Origin of the sequence: Exiguobacterium sp. SH1S21, from assembly GCF_004337175.1 — a bacterium.
In the GTDB taxonomy this organism is placed as follows: Bacteria; Bacillota; Bacilli; order Exiguobacteriales; family Exiguobacteriaceae; genus Exiguobacterium; species Exiguobacterium aurantiacum_A.
The window spans coordinates 159,814-177,255 of the sequence record NZ_SJUY01000006.1; the positions used below are offsets into that span (position 1 = coordinate 159,814).

Sequence of the window (17,442 nt, forward strand, 5' to 3'; positions counted from 1 at the left end):
TACAAAATTATGTCGATTGTCCAATCACTTCACACGCGACCAAGTCTTCGAGTGTCTGTCTGCGGACGACGAGACGATGTGTCCCGTCTTTCACGAACACGACGGCCGGGCGGAGCATTTGGTTATAGTTGCTCGCCATCGAGAAGTTATAGGCGCCTGTCGCTTTGACGAGGAGAAGATCCCCGGCTTCGACCGGCGGGATGAGCGAACGGTTCGAGATGATGTCTCCCGACTCGCAGCATGCCCCGACGATCTTCGCTTCAAGCGTCTTCGCTTCATCCATCCGCGTCGCCGCAATGACGTCATATTCGGCATCATAGAGGGCAGGGCGGATGTTGTCTGTCATGCCGCCGTCGACCGAGACGTATGTGCGGACACCGCTCACGTCTTTGACCGTCCCGACTTCATACAGCGTCGCACCGGCGTTGGCGACGAGCCAACGTCCCGGCTCGATGCCAATTTTCGGGAGCGGTAGACCGAATCGCTCCACTTCTGAAACGAGCGTATCCATCACTTGCGTCATCGTAGCGGCAAAGTCGAGCGGGTCGTCCGTCTCGAGATAGGCGACGCCGAAGCCACCGCCGATGTTCAACACATCAGCCGTAAAGCCGGTCTCCCGACGAATCGTCTCGATGAAGTTGACCATCGTCTTGACCGTATTGATGAACAGCGTCGGTTCTTGAATCTGTGACCCGACGTGACAATGGATCCCTTTCAGATGAAGACGTTCCGCCGCGAGTGTTTCCCGGACCGCTTCGAGATACGTGTCGTCATGCGTCGGGAAACCGAACTTCGTATCGACCCCACCCGTCTGGATCGCCTCGTGGGCGCCTCCGACGACTTGCGGGACGATGCGGAGCAAGACGTCGACATCGACATCATGCTTTACGGCGAGACCCGAGAGCAGACCGATCTCACGCATGTTGTCGATCGTGAAATGGCTGATGCCGTTCTCGAGCGCGAACGAGATGTCTTGCACCGTCTTATTTGACCCGTGAACGTGAATCCGGTCAGCTGGGACACCGGCATGGAGCGCGACGAACATCTCACCGCGTGAGACGACGTCGATGCTCAAGCCCGCCGTCATGACTTTCTCATACACGGCCGCGATCGACATCGCCTTTGACGCATAGAGCGCGTACGTGTTCGGATACTTATCTAAAAATGCGCTCCGGACGAGCCCGAGCCGAGTTTCAAGTTCTGGCTCGCTCATGATATAGAGCGGTGTCCCGTACGTCGCTTGAAGTTCTTGGACGGATACGCCCTCGATCATACAAACGGATTGGTTGCTGGTGTACATAAAATGCCTCCTTCAAAGCGATGCGGGACACGCCATGAGCGTGCGCATAGTTGTTCCGAGTTGTTGGCGTGCCCGGTCCGGGTCACGTCATCGATCTTCGTCTCATTACCGTACAGCTCGACCCGGTCACCGATTTGAACCGTCTCGTCGACACGGAGGAAGCTGTGGCTCATGAAAATATTGCTGACGAACGGGAACGCCCGTCCATTAATGTGGACCGGCAAATGCCGGCGGGCCCGCATCAAGCCATCGCCATATCCGACTGACAATACGGCGATCCGCTCTTTCGACGGTGCCGTGTAGCCCGTCCCGTAGCCGACGTGTGCGCCGGCCTCGATGTCGTGCACGGCAACGACTTCCGTCTCCCAATGAAACGCCGGGACGAGCCAATCGACCGCCTCGACCGATGAGTAGCCATAGAGAAAGATTCCGACCCGGACGTGCGTGCAGTGCCCGAGACGCGGATCGGCTTGAAGCGTCGCCGCGCTGTTGGCGGCATGGACGACTTCAAACGAATGCCGTTCGATCAGACGCGTCGACCAGTCGGCAAACCGTTCGACATGGACGCTGTGCTCGATTTCGGCGTTATCGGCGTCGGCGAGCGGAAAGTGTGTGCATAAACCGACGAGGTCGAGCTTTTCATCTTGGCAGAACGCTAAGATGGCGAGCGCTTCTTCGAACGTCTTCGCACCGAACCGGTTCATGCCGACGTCGAGCTTCAAATGAAGACGGACGCCGTCGAGCTCATGGCGTTGTGAGACGAGCCAATCGTACGAACCGATGGCGACGTCTAAACCGTCACGATGCACGGCCGACCACTCGTAAACGGGGTTCATGACGAGGACGTTCGCCTCGGGCGCATGCACCCGGACCTCGCTCCCCTCGTCGAGCGTCGTCACCATGAAGTGACGCACCCCTTCTGCGTACAATGTCGTCACAACTGGCTCCATCCCTAAGTTATAGGCGTTGTTTTTCACGACGGCAAACACCGGTCGGCCGAGTGCCTCGATCCGACGTTTGTTCTCGCGAATCGCGTTTAAGTCAATTGTGACTCCCATACACATTGCTCCTTTATTCTTTGACTGCTTCTTTGACGAACGTAATCCAATCGCGGTGTGCCGGGATTTGTCCCGTCACGGTCTCGCGGTAACGGGCGAGCATAGTCGTTGCGACCGTCTGAACCCCGCCGCCGATCGAGATATTGTCGACTTCGATGACACTCGTCACTTCAGCTGCTGTACCCGTTAAGAAGATCTCATCTGCTACATACAATTCGTCACGTCCGATATGGCGCTCAATGACCTCGAACCCTTCTTCACGGGCAAGATCGATGACCGTTTGACGCGTGATGCCGTCGAGGACAGAACAGTCGAGTGACGGTGTGAAGATTTTATTGCCTTTGACGAGGAAGATGTTGGCGACGCTCGCCTCGCTGACGTTTCCGTTCATGTCGAGGGCGATCGCTTCGTCATACCCGTCTCGGACCGCTTCTCCTTTAAGGAGTTGCGAGTTCATATAGTTGGCTGCCGCTTTCGCTTGCATCGGCATCATCGTCGACGAGACACGGCGGTATGACGCGACTTTCGCCCGGATACCGACCGTCTTGCTGAAATATTCGCCGAGCGGCCAGCATGAGATGGCAACGTGTACTTTCGTTTCCTGCGTCGGCATGAGTGCCTGCCAAGGTGTGCCGAGGAAAACGAATGGACGGATGTAACACGCTTCAAAGCCGTTGCGTTCGATCAATTCGATCGTCGCTTGTTCGAGCTCGTCGACCGTGTACGGTAGTTCGACGTGATAGTAAGCACACGAACGAACGAGTCGCTCCAAGTGTTCACGGAGTCGGAAGATGGCTGGACCTTCCTCTGTGTGATACGCCCGAATTCCTTCGAAGAACCCGCTACCGTAGTGGATCGCGTGCGTCATGATACTCGTGTTCGCGTCACTCGGTTCGATCCAAGCCCCGTCTTTCCACATCCATTGTCCATATTGTTCCATTGTTCAACTCTCCCATTCACTTTTGATATTTTCTGTCTATTATACGTTACAGGGAGCGTAAGTCATCCACTAGTTGTGTTTTTTCTGCTGTTTTTTCATCTTTTTGCTTGATGACGCGGGCTGGCGTGCCGGCGACGACACTTCCTGCCGGGACGTCGACTGTGACGACACTTCCTGCTGCGACGACCGCATTCTCGCCGACACGGACACCTTCTAAGATGACCGCGTTTGCACCGATCATGACCCCGTCTTCGATGATGACCGGATCTTTTGAAGGCGGCTCGAGGACACCTGCGACGACGGCGCCAGCGCCAAGGTGGACGTTTTTACCGAGTGTGCCGCGGGCGCCGATGACGGCGTTCATATCGACCATCGACCCGTCACCGATGACGGCGCCGATATTGATGACCGCCCCCATCATGACGACGACGTTGTTGCCGATTTGAACGTGGTCACGGATGAACGAACCTGGTTCGATGCGGGCGTTCAACTTCGTCGTGTCAAGCATCGGCACGGCGCTGTTGCGGCGGTCGAACTCGAGGTGCGAGTCGGTTATGACTGACGCGTTCGCTTCAAGGAAAGCAGCCGCACGTTCAGCCGTCGTGAGGAATAATTTCGACTCGTCTGTTCCGAATGCTTTTGCTTCTTCGATTGTTAGACCTGCCAACTGACCGTTGACGTACAATTTGACTGGCGTTTCTTTCTTGGCATCTTTAATGTATTGTGCGATTTCATAAGCGTTTGTGAGTAACATGAGTGGCCTCCTCGTATAGGTTCGTTAAATTGTATAATCCGGCCGGGCGGTCGAGAATTGTCGCCGCCGCAGCGAGTGCCCCGTTCGCGAAGACGCGTTTCGACAAGGCCGTATGTTTTAATTCAAGCATTTCATCGTCTCCGGCGAAGAGCACCGTATGCTCACCGAAGATCGTACCGCCGCGAACCGAGTGCATGCCGAGTTCGTCGGCACCTCTCGCCTCACGGTGTGACGCACGTTCGTACACCGGCGTCACGTCCCGCTTCGCCTCGATGGCACGGGCGAGCAGTTCAGCCGTCCCGCTCGGCGCGTCGACTTTTTTACGGTGATGCGCTTCGATCACTTCGATATCATAACCAAGCGTGAGCGGCACGAGCTGGTCAAGCAACTGCTTCAACAGTGCAATCCCGTAAGACGTGTTATACGACTGAAAGATTGGGATCTGTTTCGATGCGTCCTCGATCTTTGCCAGTTCCGCTTCCGAGAAGCCCGTCGTTGCGATGACGAGCGGGATTTGCTTGTCTTTCCCGAACGCGAGCACGTCATCTAGCAGCGCCGGGTTCGAGAAGTCGATGACGACGTCGATCGCGGCGTCAACTTCTTTCAGTGAAACGGGATGATCCCCGCCCGCCGGTGAGACGATGGCCGCGACGTTCAAGTTTTGAGCGAGCGCGACTTCTTCAACGATCTGCCCCATCGCGCCGTATCCGTGAATTAACAAGTTCACTGTCTCACCTCATTAAACTGCTCCATCGCCGACAACAGACGTGCCTCGGCCGTCGCGCTCATCGGAACGAGCGGGAGGCGCGGCGAGCCAAATTCGAAGCCGCGTGCGTTTAACGCCGCCTTGACCGGGATCGGGTTCACTTCGGCGAACAGTTCATCGATGACTGGAAGCAAGCGGATCTGCCATGTGCGGGCCGTCTCTAAATCTCCGGCGAGAAGCGCTTCGGCGAGCGCGACCGTCGCTCCCGGATACACGTTCGAGAGCACCGAGACGACACCTTGGGCGCCCCATGCCATGTACGGCAGGATTTGGTCGTCGTTTCCGCAGTAGACCGGGAAACCTTCCGGCAAGTGGGCCATCATCTGCGCCATCACCGAGATGTCCCCGCTCGCTTCTTTCAACGCAGCAATCTGTGGGTGTTCGGCGAGTTCACCGACCGTTGCCGGATCGAGGGCGACGCCTGTCCGTGACGGGACATTGTAGAGCATGAGTGGAATAGGTGACGCGTCGGCGATCGCCGTGAAGTGGGCGATCAACCCCGCTTGGGTCGACTTATTATAGTAAGGCGTGACGACCATCGCCATCTCGGCACCAAGTTCTGCCGCCCGTTTCGTCTTCGTGATACTTAACGCCGTATTGTTCGATCCTGTCCCGGCGATGATGACGGCACGACCGGCGGCGACTTCGATCGCCTTCGTGAGGAGCGTCTCGAACTCTTCGTCCGTGATCGTCATCCCTTCGCCTGTCGTCCCCCCGACGACAAGACCGCTGACGCCTTCTTTGATTTGATCTTCAATCAATGCTTCCCACGCTGTTAGATTTAACTGACCGTCCGTTTGGAACGGTGTAGCGAGTGCTGTAGCGACTCCTGTGAACATATGATTTCCCCCTTATTTCGTAGCGACTTGCCCGATCATGCACTGGGCGATTTGAACGGCGTTCGCTGCCGCCCCTTTGCGAACGTTATCGGCGACACACCAGAGATGGAACGTGTTCGGTTGCGACTCGTCGCGACGTACGCGACCGACGTACACTTCGTCCGTCCCGTTCGCATCGAGTGGTGTCGGGTAGACGAGTTCGCCCGGGTTGTCCATGAGGACCACGCCTGGCGCGTCACTGAGGACCGCCTTCACTTCCGCGAGCGTCGCTTCACGATCGAGCGTGACCGTGATCGAGACGGCGTGGCTGTTACGGACCGGGACGCGGACACACGTCGCCGTCACACCTAATTCTGGTGCGTTCAAAATTTTGCGTGTCTCGTCGATCATCTTTTGTTCTTCTTTCGTGTAGCCGTTCTCGAGGAAGACATCGATATGCGGCAGCACGTTATCGTAGATTGGATACGGGTAGTTTTGCGGCTCTTCACCGCGGGCGCCCCGTTCGAGGTCTTCGATGCCTTTTTGTCCCGAACCGGAGACGGCTTGGTAAGACGTATAGGCGACGCGTGTCAATCCGTACACTTCTGCGAGCGGTGCGAGGGCGACGACCGATTGGATCGTCGAGCAGTTCGGATTGGCGATGAGCATCTTGTCCGGGCCCAGTTCGACTCGGTTCACTTCTGGTACGACGAGCGGGATTCCTGCTTGCATCCGGAACGCGCTCGAGTTATCGATGACGATGACCCCTTGTTCACTTAAACGCGGTGCATACTGTTCACTGATGCTACCACCGGCCGAGAACAAGGCGATGTCGATCGCGTCTGCGTAAATCGCGTCCGACAGTTCACGGATGACGACGGCGCGACCGTTCACTTCGACTGTTTTCCCAGCCGAGCGGGCTGACGCGTATAGTAATAGTTCGTTGATTGGAAACTCATATTCTGTGAGCACGTCGATCATTTTTTGACCGACGGCGCCTGTAGCACCGATGACGGCAACGTTGTACATGGTAACTCCCCCTTATAAATGGAAACGCTCCGCGATGGCCGCGACCGCCGCTTCAACGTCTTGATCGTTAATCGTGTAAGAGATGCTGATCTCTGAAGTTGTGACTTGATAGAACGGGATTCCGCTCTCACGGAACGTGGCGAACAATCCGGCTGCGACACCGGTCGCGTCGCGCATGCCGATGCCGACGACCGAGATTTTCGCATGTTCGGTATGACGGTCGATTTTAATTTGTGGGAACGCCTCCGTCAGTTCGGCGAGCGCTTCTTCGAGGAACGCCTCCTCGTCAAGTGGACAAGTGAACGACAGGAACACTTCACCGTCGAACGCTGTCTGACTGATCATGTCGATATTGACGTGACGCTGTGACAACTTCTCGAAAATATCGGCAACCCCTGCCACTGAATGCGGAATATGTTTGATCGAGACGCTGAGCACGTTTTTCACGACGCTCACGCTCGTCACCGCTTTTTGTTCCATCGCCTGTGTCATATCCATGATCCATGTTCCTCCTTCGCTCGATAGCGTCTTCCCTACAAAAATGTTCACATCATATTTTTTGGCCAGCTCGACGCTACGCATTTCCATCACTTTAGATCCGAGCGCGCTCATTTCCATCATCTCGTCATACGAGACGGTATCTAGGCGCCGTGCCGTTTTATGGATACGCGGGTCGGCCGTATAGACACCGGCGACATCCGTATAAATCTCACAACGTTTACTGAGGACAGCGGCAAGTGCTACGGCTGTCGTATCCGAACCACCGCGTCCGAGCGTCGTCACATCCCCGAACTCGTTGACGCCTTGGAAGCCGGCAACGATGACGACGTCATTCGTTCTAAGCCTTTCTTCCAACACTTCTTTCCGGATCGCTTTGATTTTACTTTTCGTGTGAATGCCCATCGTGTCGATCCCGGCCTGTTGCCCCGTGAGCGAGATGGCGGCGACGCCTCGTGAGTTCAAGGCGATGCTGAGTAGACTGATTGTCTGTTCTTCTCCGACGGCGAGCAAGCGGTCGAGCTCACGAATCATCGGACGCTCTGTAATTTGTTTTGCGAGTGACAGGAGCGAATCGGTCGTTTTCCCCATCGCGGAGACGACGACGACGAGTTTCTCGCCAGCGACGACTCGTGTCTGTAAATATTCAGAAATTGCCTGAATCTGTTCGATTGTGGCAACAGAACTTCCTCCAAATTTTAGTACGGTTGTCATCAGGTTCCCCACTTTCATGATGTCGACCAACAGAAAAAGCGGCAGACCGGTAGGAAGCACTCTCCCTACGGTCTGCCGCTTGTACGCGCAGTTGAAAAACGATTAAAAAATCGTTCCGTAGATAGCGCTCCATGGCATTTCATCCATGGCAGTGTAGGCGTTGTTCACGACTACCCCAGCCTTCGTTCGTACGCATGCGAACGTTGACTTCGGCGAATTTCCCCTTTCGGCTCGATCCGGAATGCGTCCGTTTCAATCAAGCTTACTCATGTCATTCGCAACCTCTATCTGTCAGTTGTTAGTTTTAGTTATAACAAATGCTTCCCGGCTTGCCAACCTTTTTTTAGAAAAAAAGAAACTTTCTAAAAATAATCACCACGACTTCTTCATCATCCGATGCGGGATATCGGCGTCTAAAAACTCGTCACCGAACGTCGTATAGTCGAGCCGTTCATAGAACGGGAGCGCCGTCAGTTGAGCGCCGAGCTTCAACTCATGCAGCCCGCTCTCGCGCGCCACATCCTCGATTTCGAGCATCAGCTTTTTCGCATATCCGTTCCCTCTCGCCGATGCGAGCGTGGCGACGCGTTCGACTTTGCCGACACCGTCTCCGATCGGTCGCATCCGTGCCGTCGTCACGGGCTCCCCGTCTATCATCCCGACAAAATGGATACAGACTGGATCGAGGTCGTCATATTCGAGCGCCGGGTCAATCCCTTGCTCGCCGATAAAGACAACCTCCCGTACGGAACGGGCTCGTTCGATGAGCGACGTGTCGTTGCCGTGTTCAATCGTCAACATGACACCACTCCTTCCTGTAGCCGTTTGACGACTTCTGCCGTGGCCCGTTCTAGGTCGACGATCGATTCGAAGCGGGCTTGGGCTTGTTTATGACTGCCACCGCCCCGACCGATGCCAAGGTCGTCTAACGTCCGTTTTAAAAACTTGCCGATGGCGATGTCATGCGTCCCGTCATGCATGAGTAACAGTTTTTGTCCGGTATGATTGGCACCGACGGCAATCCGTCCGGTCGCCGCGATCCGTTCGACGATCATCGTCGTGAGCGTCTCCGCCTCGGTCTTGCCGACGTGTGTGATGACGTAATTGTCCTCTTGTAAGAATGCTGCGACTTTTGCCTTGGCGACCCGGGCCTCGAGCACCTTCACTTCTTTTTCACGTTCGAGTCGCGCCGTCCGCTCTTCGGCGACACGGGCCGCGACCGTCTCGTTCGTCGTCGACAACGTTTGATGGATCGCCCGTAGCGCAGTGCGCGAAGATTGGATGACCGTTAGTGCCCGCATCCCTGCGACATACGTCAAACGAACGTTCCCCCGTACTTTTTTCATCGAGGTCACTTTAATGATCCCGAGCTGGCCGGTCGTCGACACATGCGTCCCTCCGCAAGCGTTATAATCGAGTCCATCGATTTCGACGATCCGAATCGTGCCGGTGCGATCCGTCGCTTTACGTAACCGGTCATGTTCGACTTCGTCATCCTGTAATTCAAAAATGTGAATCGGTCGGTTGTCGAAGATGATCTGCTGAACGTCACGTTCTAACGTTTCGATTAACTCCCAATCGAACGATTCGGCCGCGATCTCGATCGATGAATCGTCAGCACTGATCCCAAAACTGAGCGTCTCGATACCGTATCGGTCTTCAAGCAAGGCCGTCAGCACGTGTTGCGCCGTATGTTGGATCGAGTGGTCGTGACGTGTCGCTGCGTCGATTTGACCGATCACTACCGTTGCTTCGTCGATTGGCTCGTTGACGAGGTGCCACACGGTCGAGTCGTCACGTTGTACATCTAAAACGGCTTGTCCGCTAATCGTCCCTGTATCGGCCGGTTGTCCACCACCTTCCGCGTAAAAATGTGTTTCTGCAAGTGCGATCCACGTGCCCCGCTCATCTTCCCGCTGCGCTGTCACCTTCGTTTCAAATTGCCATGAGTTCATATTGGTCGCCACCTTTTCTGCATGATATGTTCAGACAACTAGTCTGATTTGGTCTATAATAAGTAACACTTACCCTTAGGTCAGGAGCGATATGTATGTTACAGATTGATAAAAAGTCCCCGCTACCTATTTATTATCAAATCGAAGCTTATTTAAAGCAACAAATAGATGCTGGTGAGCTCCAACCCGGCGAATCGATCCCGTCTGAACGGGAATACTCGGAGCGGTATAACGTCAGCCGGATGACGGTGCGCCAGGCGATCACGAACCTCGTCAACGCCGGTTATTTGAGCCGTCAAAAAGGACGTGGTACGTTCGTCGCCAGTAAAAAGATCACGATGGCGTTGTCCGGTTTGACGAGTTTTTCAGAAGAAATCAAGCACCGGGGCATGCGTCCGTTCAGCCGTCTATTGTCATTCGACACGATTCCGGCCTCGAATAAAATCGCGCAAAAATTGAATGTCGCAGCCAGTACGCCGGTCTATGAGATGAAGCGTCTCCGACTCGCCGACGAGGACGTACTCGCTTTAGAGACCGCCTATATCCCGGTCGCCTTGTTGCCCGAACTGACCGAGACGGATGCCGTCGGCTCGATTTATGAGTTCGCCGAACAGTCCGGCCTGCGTTTGAAAAACGCGACACAGACGCTCGAAGCCCGAAGCGCCGGACCTGTTGAAGCGAAGCTGTTGACCATCTCCCCGAACGCGCCCGTCCTATTGATCGACCAACGGACGTATCTCGAGAACGGCGACATGTTCGAATACAGTCGTTCTTTGTTCCGCGGCGATGCGTATTCGTTCACTGTCGCAATGGAACGCACCTAAAAAATGGTTTGCCCCGCTGAGGGCAAACCATTTTTTTATTGGGCTTCGTATGTGATGCCGGACGGGTCGAGCATATAAGACTCGAGCTCCGTCTCCGTCATCGCTTCGACTTCGTTGCCGGAATCCGCTTGTTGCACACGGTACCGGACCTCGTCGAGCAACGGCTCGTTCAAGAAGTAATAGAAGTGGCCGTCATCGCCACGCGCGCCTTCTCCGGTCAATTGATATTGCACCGTGTTGTTAAGGGCACCGACGTCTTCAATCAAACGCATGTAGTCGTTCGGTCCGAGCGTCGTCTGCATATTGTCACCGACCGCTTTGAGCACTTTATCATAGTTGTTGATCAATGACGTGCCGAGCGACTGCTCGAGCACAGCGTTGATGACTTCCATTTGACGTTGGCCGCGTCCGATGTCCCCGCGCGGGTCGTCATAGCGGTTTCGGACATAAGCGAGTGCTTCTTCGCCCGACAGCTGCTGAAGGCCGGCTTCGACTTGGACGGCTTCACGGGATGCGTCATAACTCTTCTGTTCAGACGAGAACGGAACGTCGATTTCGACGCCGCCGACGGCATCGATGAAGTCGACGAAGCCTTGGAAGTTGAGCGACACGACGTGGTCGATTTCAACACCGACTAGGTCTTCGACTGTATTCGTCGACATGCGCATGCCGTTGTTCGGATTCGACTCGTCCATCGATCCGAAATAGTAGGCGTGCGTGATTTTGTCTTGATCGAGACCGGTCTTACCGTAAGGGATATCGAATCCTGTGTAATCGATATTGACGTACGAGTCTCGCGGAATGCTGAGCATCGTCGTCTGCTTGTCTTTCTTGTTCAAAATGACGACAATCATGACGTCAGAACGACCGAACTCCCCTCGCGCTTTCTTTTGTGGGGAGAGGTCGGTCCCGAGCACGAGGAAACTTTCGGTGTCCTCTTTATCAAACCGGGTCGGTTCGATCGTCGGGTCGTCCTCGAGCGTCACTTGTGTGCCGGACAACATGTTGTGCGCTTTATAAAAAGCCGCCCCATACATGCTAGAGCCGACGATGACGGCAATGAGGATCAGCGAGCTGAACACTTTATAAAACGTAGACGGACCTTTACGCCGTCTACGCGCCTGGGTTCTTGAGTTCATGTTTTTCTCCTTCACGGTCGAATGATACGAGCTTCACTTATTATAGAGGAATCCTCGAGTTTTGTCGAAAACGTTTTGATGACAAACTCATTTCCATACAATTTCCCATAATTGCAACCAAAAAAACCTGGGGACATGCGTCCCCAGGTTGAACGGTTATGAGCGGATCGAGAAGAACCGTGCGGCTGCTTCGCTTCCGCGTGCCTGTAAAGCTTGCGCGCACTGTGAGGCCGCCTCGGTATCAAGTACGATCGTGACACTCGGATGCGCCTGCAAAATCGTCGCGGGCCAATCGACAGACGGCACACTCTCGATCATGTGATGGACCGCGTTCGCTTTTCGGTCTCCCGTTGCGACGAGAACGATCTCGCGCGCGTTCATGATCGTATCGAGTCCCATCGTGATCGCGTGCGTCGGGACTTCTTCGCTTGCATTGAAGAAGCGGCGATTCGCCTCCCGCGTCGACTCGGTGAGCGCTGTCACGTGCGTCTTCGCATCGAGCGCCGTCCCCGGTTCGTTGAACGCGATATGCCCGTTTTCACCGATCCCGAGCAGTTGAAGATCGACACCGATTGATCGGACGAGCTGTTCATACCGCTCCGCTTCAGCATCAGGATCTTTTGCGTCACCACGCGGAAGATGGCTTTCTTTGAACGGAACATCGTTGAACAGACGTTCTTCCATGAAATGATAGTAGCTTTGAGGATGACTCGGAGCAAGCCCGATATATTCGTCCAAATTGACGCTTGTCACATGGCGGCAATCGAGCTGGTCCTGCTTGAACATCTTATACATCCCGACCGGCGTGCTCCCCGTCGCCAGCCCGAGTACGAATTCCCGTTTCCCGGCCAACCTCTCTTTAATGAGCGTATAGGCAATCTGTTCAGCGTCCGCTGGTGTCTTCGCTACTAATATATTCATTTCACGTCCTCCTTCTCAAATCCGATGCGTCCTTGGTGAATTGTCTTCTCGACCGTCAATGACTCGTCCCAGATGACGAGATCAGCGTCAAACCCTGCTGCGATTGATCCTTTTTTACTCAAGCCGAACTCCGCGGCTTGGTTCGCGGACGTCATCTTCACGGCTTCTTGAATCGTGCACCCGGTGAAGGCGATGATGTTGCGGAACGCCGCGTCCATCGTCAACACACTTCCAGCCAAGTTACCGGCTTCAAGCCGCGCCGCGCCGTCCTCGACGATGACCGGTTGTCCCCCGAGCTCGTAACGCCCGTCCGGAAGACCTTTCGCCCGCATCGCATCCGTGATGACGACGAGACCGTCCGCGCCTTTCAAGCGATACGCGAAATCGACCATCTCGGGACGGCTGTGAATCCCGTCTGGAATAATTTCAACCATGACGTCCCGTTCTAACAGGCAGTAACCGACCGTCCCCGGTTCACGGTGGTGCAGCCCGCGCATTTGATTGTATAAATGTGTGCCGTGCTTCACGCCAGCCGCTTTGTTCTCGGCAAACGTCGCATTCGTATGACCGGCTGAGCCGATGGCACCCGATTCAATCATTACTCGCTCAAGCTCTCGTGCGCCAGGACGTTCCGGTGCATACGTGACGAGTCGGATGTGACCGCCCGCCTCGTCTTGCCAGATGCGAAACCGTTCGGCGTCAGGATCGATAATATATTCTGCCGGTTGAGCCCCCGCGTTCTCGACGTTGACGAACGGTCCTTCTAGATGGATACCGGCAACCGTCGTCTCGTTTGACTCGATGACGTCTCGGACAGACTCGAGCGCCTTGGTGATTTCTTCCGGTGACTGCGTGATCGTCGTCGCAAAAAACGAGGTCACTCCTTCGGCGAGCATCGATTGACTGAGGAAACGTAACCGGTCTCGGTCCGCATCCATCGTGTCGACGTCATAACCCCCGTGGACATGTATATCAATCATGCCCGGTGTCACGAGTTTTCCTGCGACATCGATCACTGTCTCATCTCCAGCCTCATAGTCAGCCATCGCCCCGACCGCTTCAATCGTTTTCCCGTTTATCCGAACATAACCGCGTTCCCACGTCTCCTGTCCAGAAACGAGGTGTGCGTTAATAATCACCATCATCAGTCATCCACCCTTTCACTACTATTCTCGACAATAGCATAACAAAAATCAGTATAGTTGTATAGACCAATTTTTCCGTTTTAAAAAAAATCATCAAATCATCAGTCATTTGCCCGACTTCCCTGCGACTCAAACAAAAAAAGGCTGAACCCGGGCGAACCGGCATCCAACCTTATTTTGTCACGCTGTCTCTTCGACAGCTGCTTTTGCATTGTATCGTTTGACGATATGGACGAGGCGCATGAACAAGAGCACTGCCCCGGCGGCAAGTCCGACGATGAGCCCAATCCAATAACCATCGGGACCGAAGCCGAACCGTTCCGCGAGTAAGAAACCGAGCGGCAGCCCGATCACCCAGTAGGCGATGAGCGACAACACGAGCGTCACGTTGACGTCCTTGAAGCCGCGCAAGATGCCTTGAATCGGTGCGGCGACGGCGTCAGACAATTGGAAGAAGACCGCAAAGATCATGAAGTGGGCCGCAAGTTCCACGACAGCGGCGTCATTCGTATAAATGGCGGCGACGCGTTCATTCTGCCAGAACAACAAGGCGCCTGAAAATGACGATACGGCCAGACAGAGCGCGATCCCAATCTTGGCATAGCGCACCGCGTCTTGGAGTCGACGCGCACCGAGTTCATAGCCGACGACGATCGTCAAAGCGCTCGAAGCGGACAACGGCAACATATAGACGAACGAGGCAAAGTTGATCGCCGCTTGGTGGGCGGCGACGATATTGTCCCCGTACTCGCTAAGGAGTAAGGTCACGGCCGCGAAGATGCTGACCTCGGCAAAGATGGCGAGGCCGATCGGCGTCCCGAGCTTGAGCAGCTCTTTTTGGCGCGGCCATGCTAAACGATCCGGCGCGCGCAGGAACCGATACTCAAGGAACGGTTTTCCGCTCCGGACGAACGCGAACGCCATGAAGAAGAGAAGCCAATACGTGATCGCAGAAGCGATGCCGGCCCCGATGCCCCCATAAGCAGGAAGTCCGAGCTTACCAAAAATGAAGATGTAGTTTAACCCGACGTTAATGGGTAACCCTAATAGTATAAGCAACATGGAAATTCGGGTTTTTCCGAGTGAATCCATGAGCGTCCGGAGCACGTTGAACAAGAACATCGGCAAGACGCCGAATCCGAGCGCGAGCAAATAGCCTTTGGCGATCCGTTTTCCTTCCTCGCTCAACCCCATCCCGTCCACTGCGACAGGAACGAGGAACGCACCGAGGACGAGTGTCGCGATGCTCAGTCCGATCGCTAAGTAAACGCCTTGATACAACGTCCGTTGGATATGTTGGATATTACGGGCCCCGAGCGCCTGAGCGACAATCGGTGCGACGGCAAGCAGAATCCCGCTCAGTCCCGTATAGACCGGCATCCATAGACTCGAGCCGACACCGACGCCAGCCAAGTCGACGGCTCCGGCTCGGCCTGACATGACAGTATCGAAGAAGCTGATTAAGTAGAATGATACTTGCGTGACTAAAATCGGAAAGAAAATCGTGAAGAACAATTTTATTTTTTCGTTAAGTGAATGCGTTTGATACATGGACAACCCTCATCTCATTTCAGAAAGGAACAAATTCGGATGAATCAACGGAATGCAGAGAAGCTAAAGTACGAACTATTGGAAACATGGAATACGTTCAACCATTATATGACCGAAGCGCTCACCTTTCAAAACACAGAAGACGTGCATCAGGCCCGGGTCCATTTGCGCAAGTTGCTGACGTTCATGCAACTGTACGAAACGAAACCTTCCACGTATCGGCAATTGAAACAGCTGATGGAAGCGCTAGGCGCGGTCCGTGACGGGGACGTGTTGCTCCAAGGTCTCGCAATCGAGACCGGGCTCGAGCAGGCGTTTGCCGATCACATGGAAGCGAACCGCGCCAAAGACCGGACGTTATTAAATTCGCGCGTCACCGAAAAGATGACGCCGTCGCTCGACCAACAAGTGCGCCGCTTCATCGGCGGTCAATTGTATCGCTCGTTAAAGAAGCAAGACGCCTCAGCGTTTCTCGATAAGGCAAAATCGGAGCGGAAACGCCGCGTCGAGTCCCACCACCACGCCACATCAAAGTATGACCGGCTCGAGGCACTCCATAAAGTCCGGCTCGCCGTGAAGCGTGAACGCTACTTGCACGAGTACTTGTTAAACTACGAAGAAAAGGCCTCAAAAGACCAGGTCCAAAAGTTAAAACGGCTCCAAACCGAGCTCGGTGAGATGAATGACCGTCATCAATTGCTGCTGCGCTGGACCGATTTTTCACCGCCGACCGAATACGTTTCGGCGTATGAACGACTCATCGACACACTGCACGAGCAACTTGACGCTTCTGTCGACGCCATCAAGCTCTAGCGTGACGTGTAGCGTTCGACGAGCAGTTCGAGTAGCTTCATGCCAGCAATCGAATTGCCTTTTGAGTCGAGCGCGGGGCCAAAAATCCCGAAGCCGACGTCGCTCAGGCCAAGTTCGTGCTTCCCGGTCGCGAGAATCGCACCCGACACCCCGCTCTTCCCTGGCAGACCGACACGGACCGCAAACTCACCGGAAGCATCATACATGCCACACGTCGTCATGATCGCTTTGACGATGCGGACGACCCGGCGCGGAATCAACTCTTCGCCTGTGACCGGGTCTTCCCCGTTGCCCGCTAGCACCCGTCCGATGCGAGCCAAGTCAAAACAGTCGATCTCGATGGCACATTGTTTCGTATAGACGTCGATGATCTCATCGACGTCGCCTTCCACGATGCCGTGGTGGCGCATGAAATAAAGCAAGGCCCGGTTCAAGTCGGTCGTCTCGTATTCCGAGCGGGCGACTTTTTCGTTGTACGTCACTTCTTCGACCGGCACACCGAGTAACGTCGCTAAAAATTGACGGAACTGATAAATTTTAAGTTCTGCCGTATCCCCTAATATCATGCTCGTGACGGCTAGCGCCCCGGCGTTAATCATCGGATTGAGTGGTTTCGATGGCACGGTCTCTTCGAGCTTGGCGATCGAGTTGAACGCATCACCCGTCGGCTCCATCCCGACTTTCGAGAACACGAAGTCCTCGCCGAACTCCATCAACACGTAACAAAGCGCGAGTGCTTTCGAGACGCTTTGAATCGTAAACTTATGATGGACATCACCCGCATGGATGTAAGAACCGTCAGGCAGGCAAATCGCCACGCCGAGCAAGTCATCCTTGACATGTGCGAGCTCAGGGATATAATCCGCAACTTTCCCTTGAGCCGTATACGGACGACACTCGTCGACCAAATGCGCCAACTGCTGTTCTAATACGTTCATCAAACTCACCCCATATCCGATAGTTTACAACCGGCTCATCTTATCATATCTTCTCAAGCTTAGCCATCCGGGGGACCGTCATCTTTGGACCATCCTGGCTTGTACCAGTCCTCGTCGGCCCAAATGACCGGCGGGCTTTCCTCATCCCCGGCAAGCTTCTCTCCATGTCGGTTCATCGCGGCGATGAATGCGACAATCCCAACGACGACAATCGAAGCTGTGATGCCGAACCAAACCATAGTCGCCCCTCCCTTTCATCCGTGACAATTTCGTCTAGAA

General features: G+C 54.8%; 18 protein-coding genes and 1 riboswitch. Of the genes, 2 read left to right on the forward strand and 16 right to left on the reverse strand.

Annotated features, from left to right (window positions below):
* Window positions 1-7: 7 nt before the first annotated feature.
* From lysA to EVJ24_RS09970, 10 genes are all read right to left on the reverse strand, one after another.
* Window positions 8-1,300 carry a diaminopimelate decarboxylase gene (gene lysA, locus EVJ24_RS09925; RefSeq protein ID WP_236637627.1) on the reverse strand — a complete coding sequence of 431 codons (1,293 nt, stop codon included), beginning with the start codon at window positions 1,298-1,300 and terminating at the stop codon, window positions 8-10.
* The gene (gene alr, locus EVJ24_RS09930) at window positions 1,270-2,358 is read right to left on the reverse strand and encodes an alanine racemase (RefSeq protein WP_131441173.1); all 1,089 of its coding nucleotides are present in this window, start codon (window positions 2,356-2,358) and stop codon (window positions 1,270-1,272) included. The genes lysA and alr overlap by 31 nt, the downstream gene beginning before the upstream one ends.
* Window positions 2,359-2,371: 13 nt before the next feature.
* The gene (locus EVJ24_RS09935) at window positions 2,372-3,298 is read right to left on the reverse strand and encodes a branched-chain amino acid transaminase (RefSeq protein WP_131441174.1); all 927 of its coding nucleotides are present in this window, start codon (window positions 3,296-3,298) and stop codon (window positions 2,372-2,374) included.
* Window positions 3,299-3,344: 46 nt separating this feature from the next.
* A complete protein-coding gene (gene dapD / locus EVJ24_RS09940; RefSeq protein ID WP_070328832.1) occupies window positions 3,345-4,052 on the reverse strand; it encodes a 2,3,4,5-tetrahydropyridine-2,6-dicarboxylate N-acetyltransferase in 708 nt (235 codons plus the stop codon).
* Window positions 4,030-4,779, reverse strand: coding sequence for a 4-hydroxy-tetrahydrodipicolinate reductase (gene dapB, locus EVJ24_RS09945; RefSeq protein ID WP_131441175.1), 750 nt, complete (start codon window positions 4,777-4,779; stop codon window positions 4,030-4,032). Before dapB ends, dapD begins: the two co-directional genes overlap by 23 nt.
* Complete coding sequence (dapA, locus tag EVJ24_RS09950; protein WP_131441176.1) at window positions 4,776-5,657, reverse strand: 4-hydroxy-tetrahydrodipicolinate synthase; 882 nt, start codon at window positions 5,655-5,657, stop codon at window positions 4,776-4,778. Before dapA ends, dapB begins: the two co-directional genes overlap by 4 nt.
* A gap of 12 nt (window positions 5,658-5,669) precedes the next feature.
* Window positions 5,670-6,665 carry an aspartate-semialdehyde dehydrogenase gene (locus tag EVJ24_RS09955; protein WP_131441177.1) on the reverse strand — a complete coding sequence of 332 codons (996 nt, stop codon included), beginning with the start codon at window positions 6,663-6,665 and terminating at the stop codon, window positions 5,670-5,672.
* Window positions 6,666-6,677: 12 nt separating this feature from the next.
* Window positions 6,678-7,877, reverse strand: coding sequence for an aspartate kinase (locus tag EVJ24_RS09960; protein ID WP_070328972.1), 1,200 nt, complete (start codon window positions 7,875-7,877; stop codon window positions 6,678-6,680).
* A gap of 114 nt (window positions 7,878-7,991) precedes the next feature.
* Window positions 7,992-8,172: riboswitch (Lysine riboswitch) on the reverse strand.
* Between the two features lie 77 nt (window positions 8,173-8,249).
* Complete coding sequence (locus EVJ24_RS09965; RefSeq protein ID WP_131441178.1) at window positions 8,250-8,678, reverse strand: GNAT family N-acetyltransferase; 429 nt, start codon at window positions 8,676-8,678, stop codon at window positions 8,250-8,252.
* Complete coding sequence (locus EVJ24_RS09970) at window positions 8,672-9,832, reverse strand: alanyl-tRNA editing protein (protein WP_131441179.1); 1,161 nt, start codon at window positions 9,830-9,832, stop codon at window positions 8,672-8,674. Before EVJ24_RS09970 ends, EVJ24_RS09965 begins: the two co-directional genes overlap by 7 nt.
* Before the next feature lie 95 nt (window positions 9,833-9,927).
* On the opposite strand from EVJ24_RS09970, the gene EVJ24_RS09975 reads away from it, so the two are divergent.
* Window positions 9,928-10,656, forward strand: a complete 729-nt coding sequence (locus EVJ24_RS09975) for a GntR family transcriptional regulator (protein ID WP_131441180.1) — start codon at window positions 9,928-9,930, stop codon at window positions 10,654-10,656.
* Between the two features lie 35 nt (window positions 10,657-10,691).
* On the opposite strand, the gene EVJ24_RS09980 is transcribed toward EVJ24_RS09975, so the two are convergent.
* The 4 genes from EVJ24_RS09980 to EVJ24_RS09995 all read right to left on the reverse strand — a co-directional run bounded on the left by EVJ24_RS09980 (window position 10,692) and on the right by EVJ24_RS09995 (window position 15,412).
* Window positions 10,692-11,795: an LCP family protein gene (locus EVJ24_RS09980; RefSeq protein ID WP_131441181.1), complete on the reverse strand. Its 1,104-nt coding sequence runs from the start codon at window positions 11,793-11,795 to the stop codon at window positions 10,692-10,694.
* 156 nt (window positions 11,796-11,951) lie between these two features.
* Window positions 11,952-12,716 carry a glucosamine-6-phosphate deaminase gene (gene nagB / locus EVJ24_RS09985; RefSeq protein ID WP_131441182.1) on the reverse strand — a complete coding sequence of 255 codons (765 nt, stop codon included), beginning with the start codon at window positions 12,714-12,716 and terminating at the stop codon, window positions 11,952-11,954.
* Window positions 12,713-13,861, reverse strand: coding sequence for an N-acetylglucosamine-6-phosphate deacetylase (nagA, locus tag EVJ24_RS09990; RefSeq protein WP_131441183.1), 1,149 nt, complete (start codon window positions 13,859-13,861; stop codon window positions 12,713-12,715). The genes nagB and nagA overlap by 4 nt, the downstream gene beginning before the upstream one ends.
* Before the next feature lie 180 nt (window positions 13,862-14,041).
* Window positions 14,042-15,412 carry an MATE family efflux transporter gene (locus tag EVJ24_RS09995; RefSeq protein WP_131441184.1) on the reverse strand — a complete coding sequence of 457 codons (1,371 nt, stop codon included), beginning with the start codon at window positions 15,410-15,412 and terminating at the stop codon, window positions 14,042-14,044.
* 39 nt (window positions 15,413-15,451) lie between these two features.
* Between EVJ24_RS09995 and EVJ24_RS10000 the strand changes: the two genes are divergently transcribed.
* The gene (locus EVJ24_RS10000; protein ID WP_131441185.1) at window positions 15,452-16,225 is read left to right on the forward strand and encodes a CHAD domain-containing protein; all 774 of its coding nucleotides are present in this window, start codon (window positions 15,452-15,454) and stop codon (window positions 16,223-16,225) included.
* Here the strand turns inward: EVJ24_RS10000 and glsA are convergent.
* Entirely contained in the window at window positions 16,222-17,163 is a 942-nt protein-coding gene (glsA, locus tag EVJ24_RS10005; RefSeq protein WP_035386199.1) for a glutaminase A, read from the reverse strand. The genes EVJ24_RS10000 and glsA overlap by 4 nt on opposite strands.
* A 59-nt stretch (window positions 17,164-17,222) precedes the next feature.
* Window positions 17,223-17,402, reverse strand: a complete 180-nt coding sequence (locus EVJ24_RS10010) for a hypothetical protein (RefSeq protein ID WP_131441186.1) — start codon at window positions 17,400-17,402, stop codon at window positions 17,223-17,225.
* Window positions 17,403-17,442: the final 40 nt, after the last annotated feature.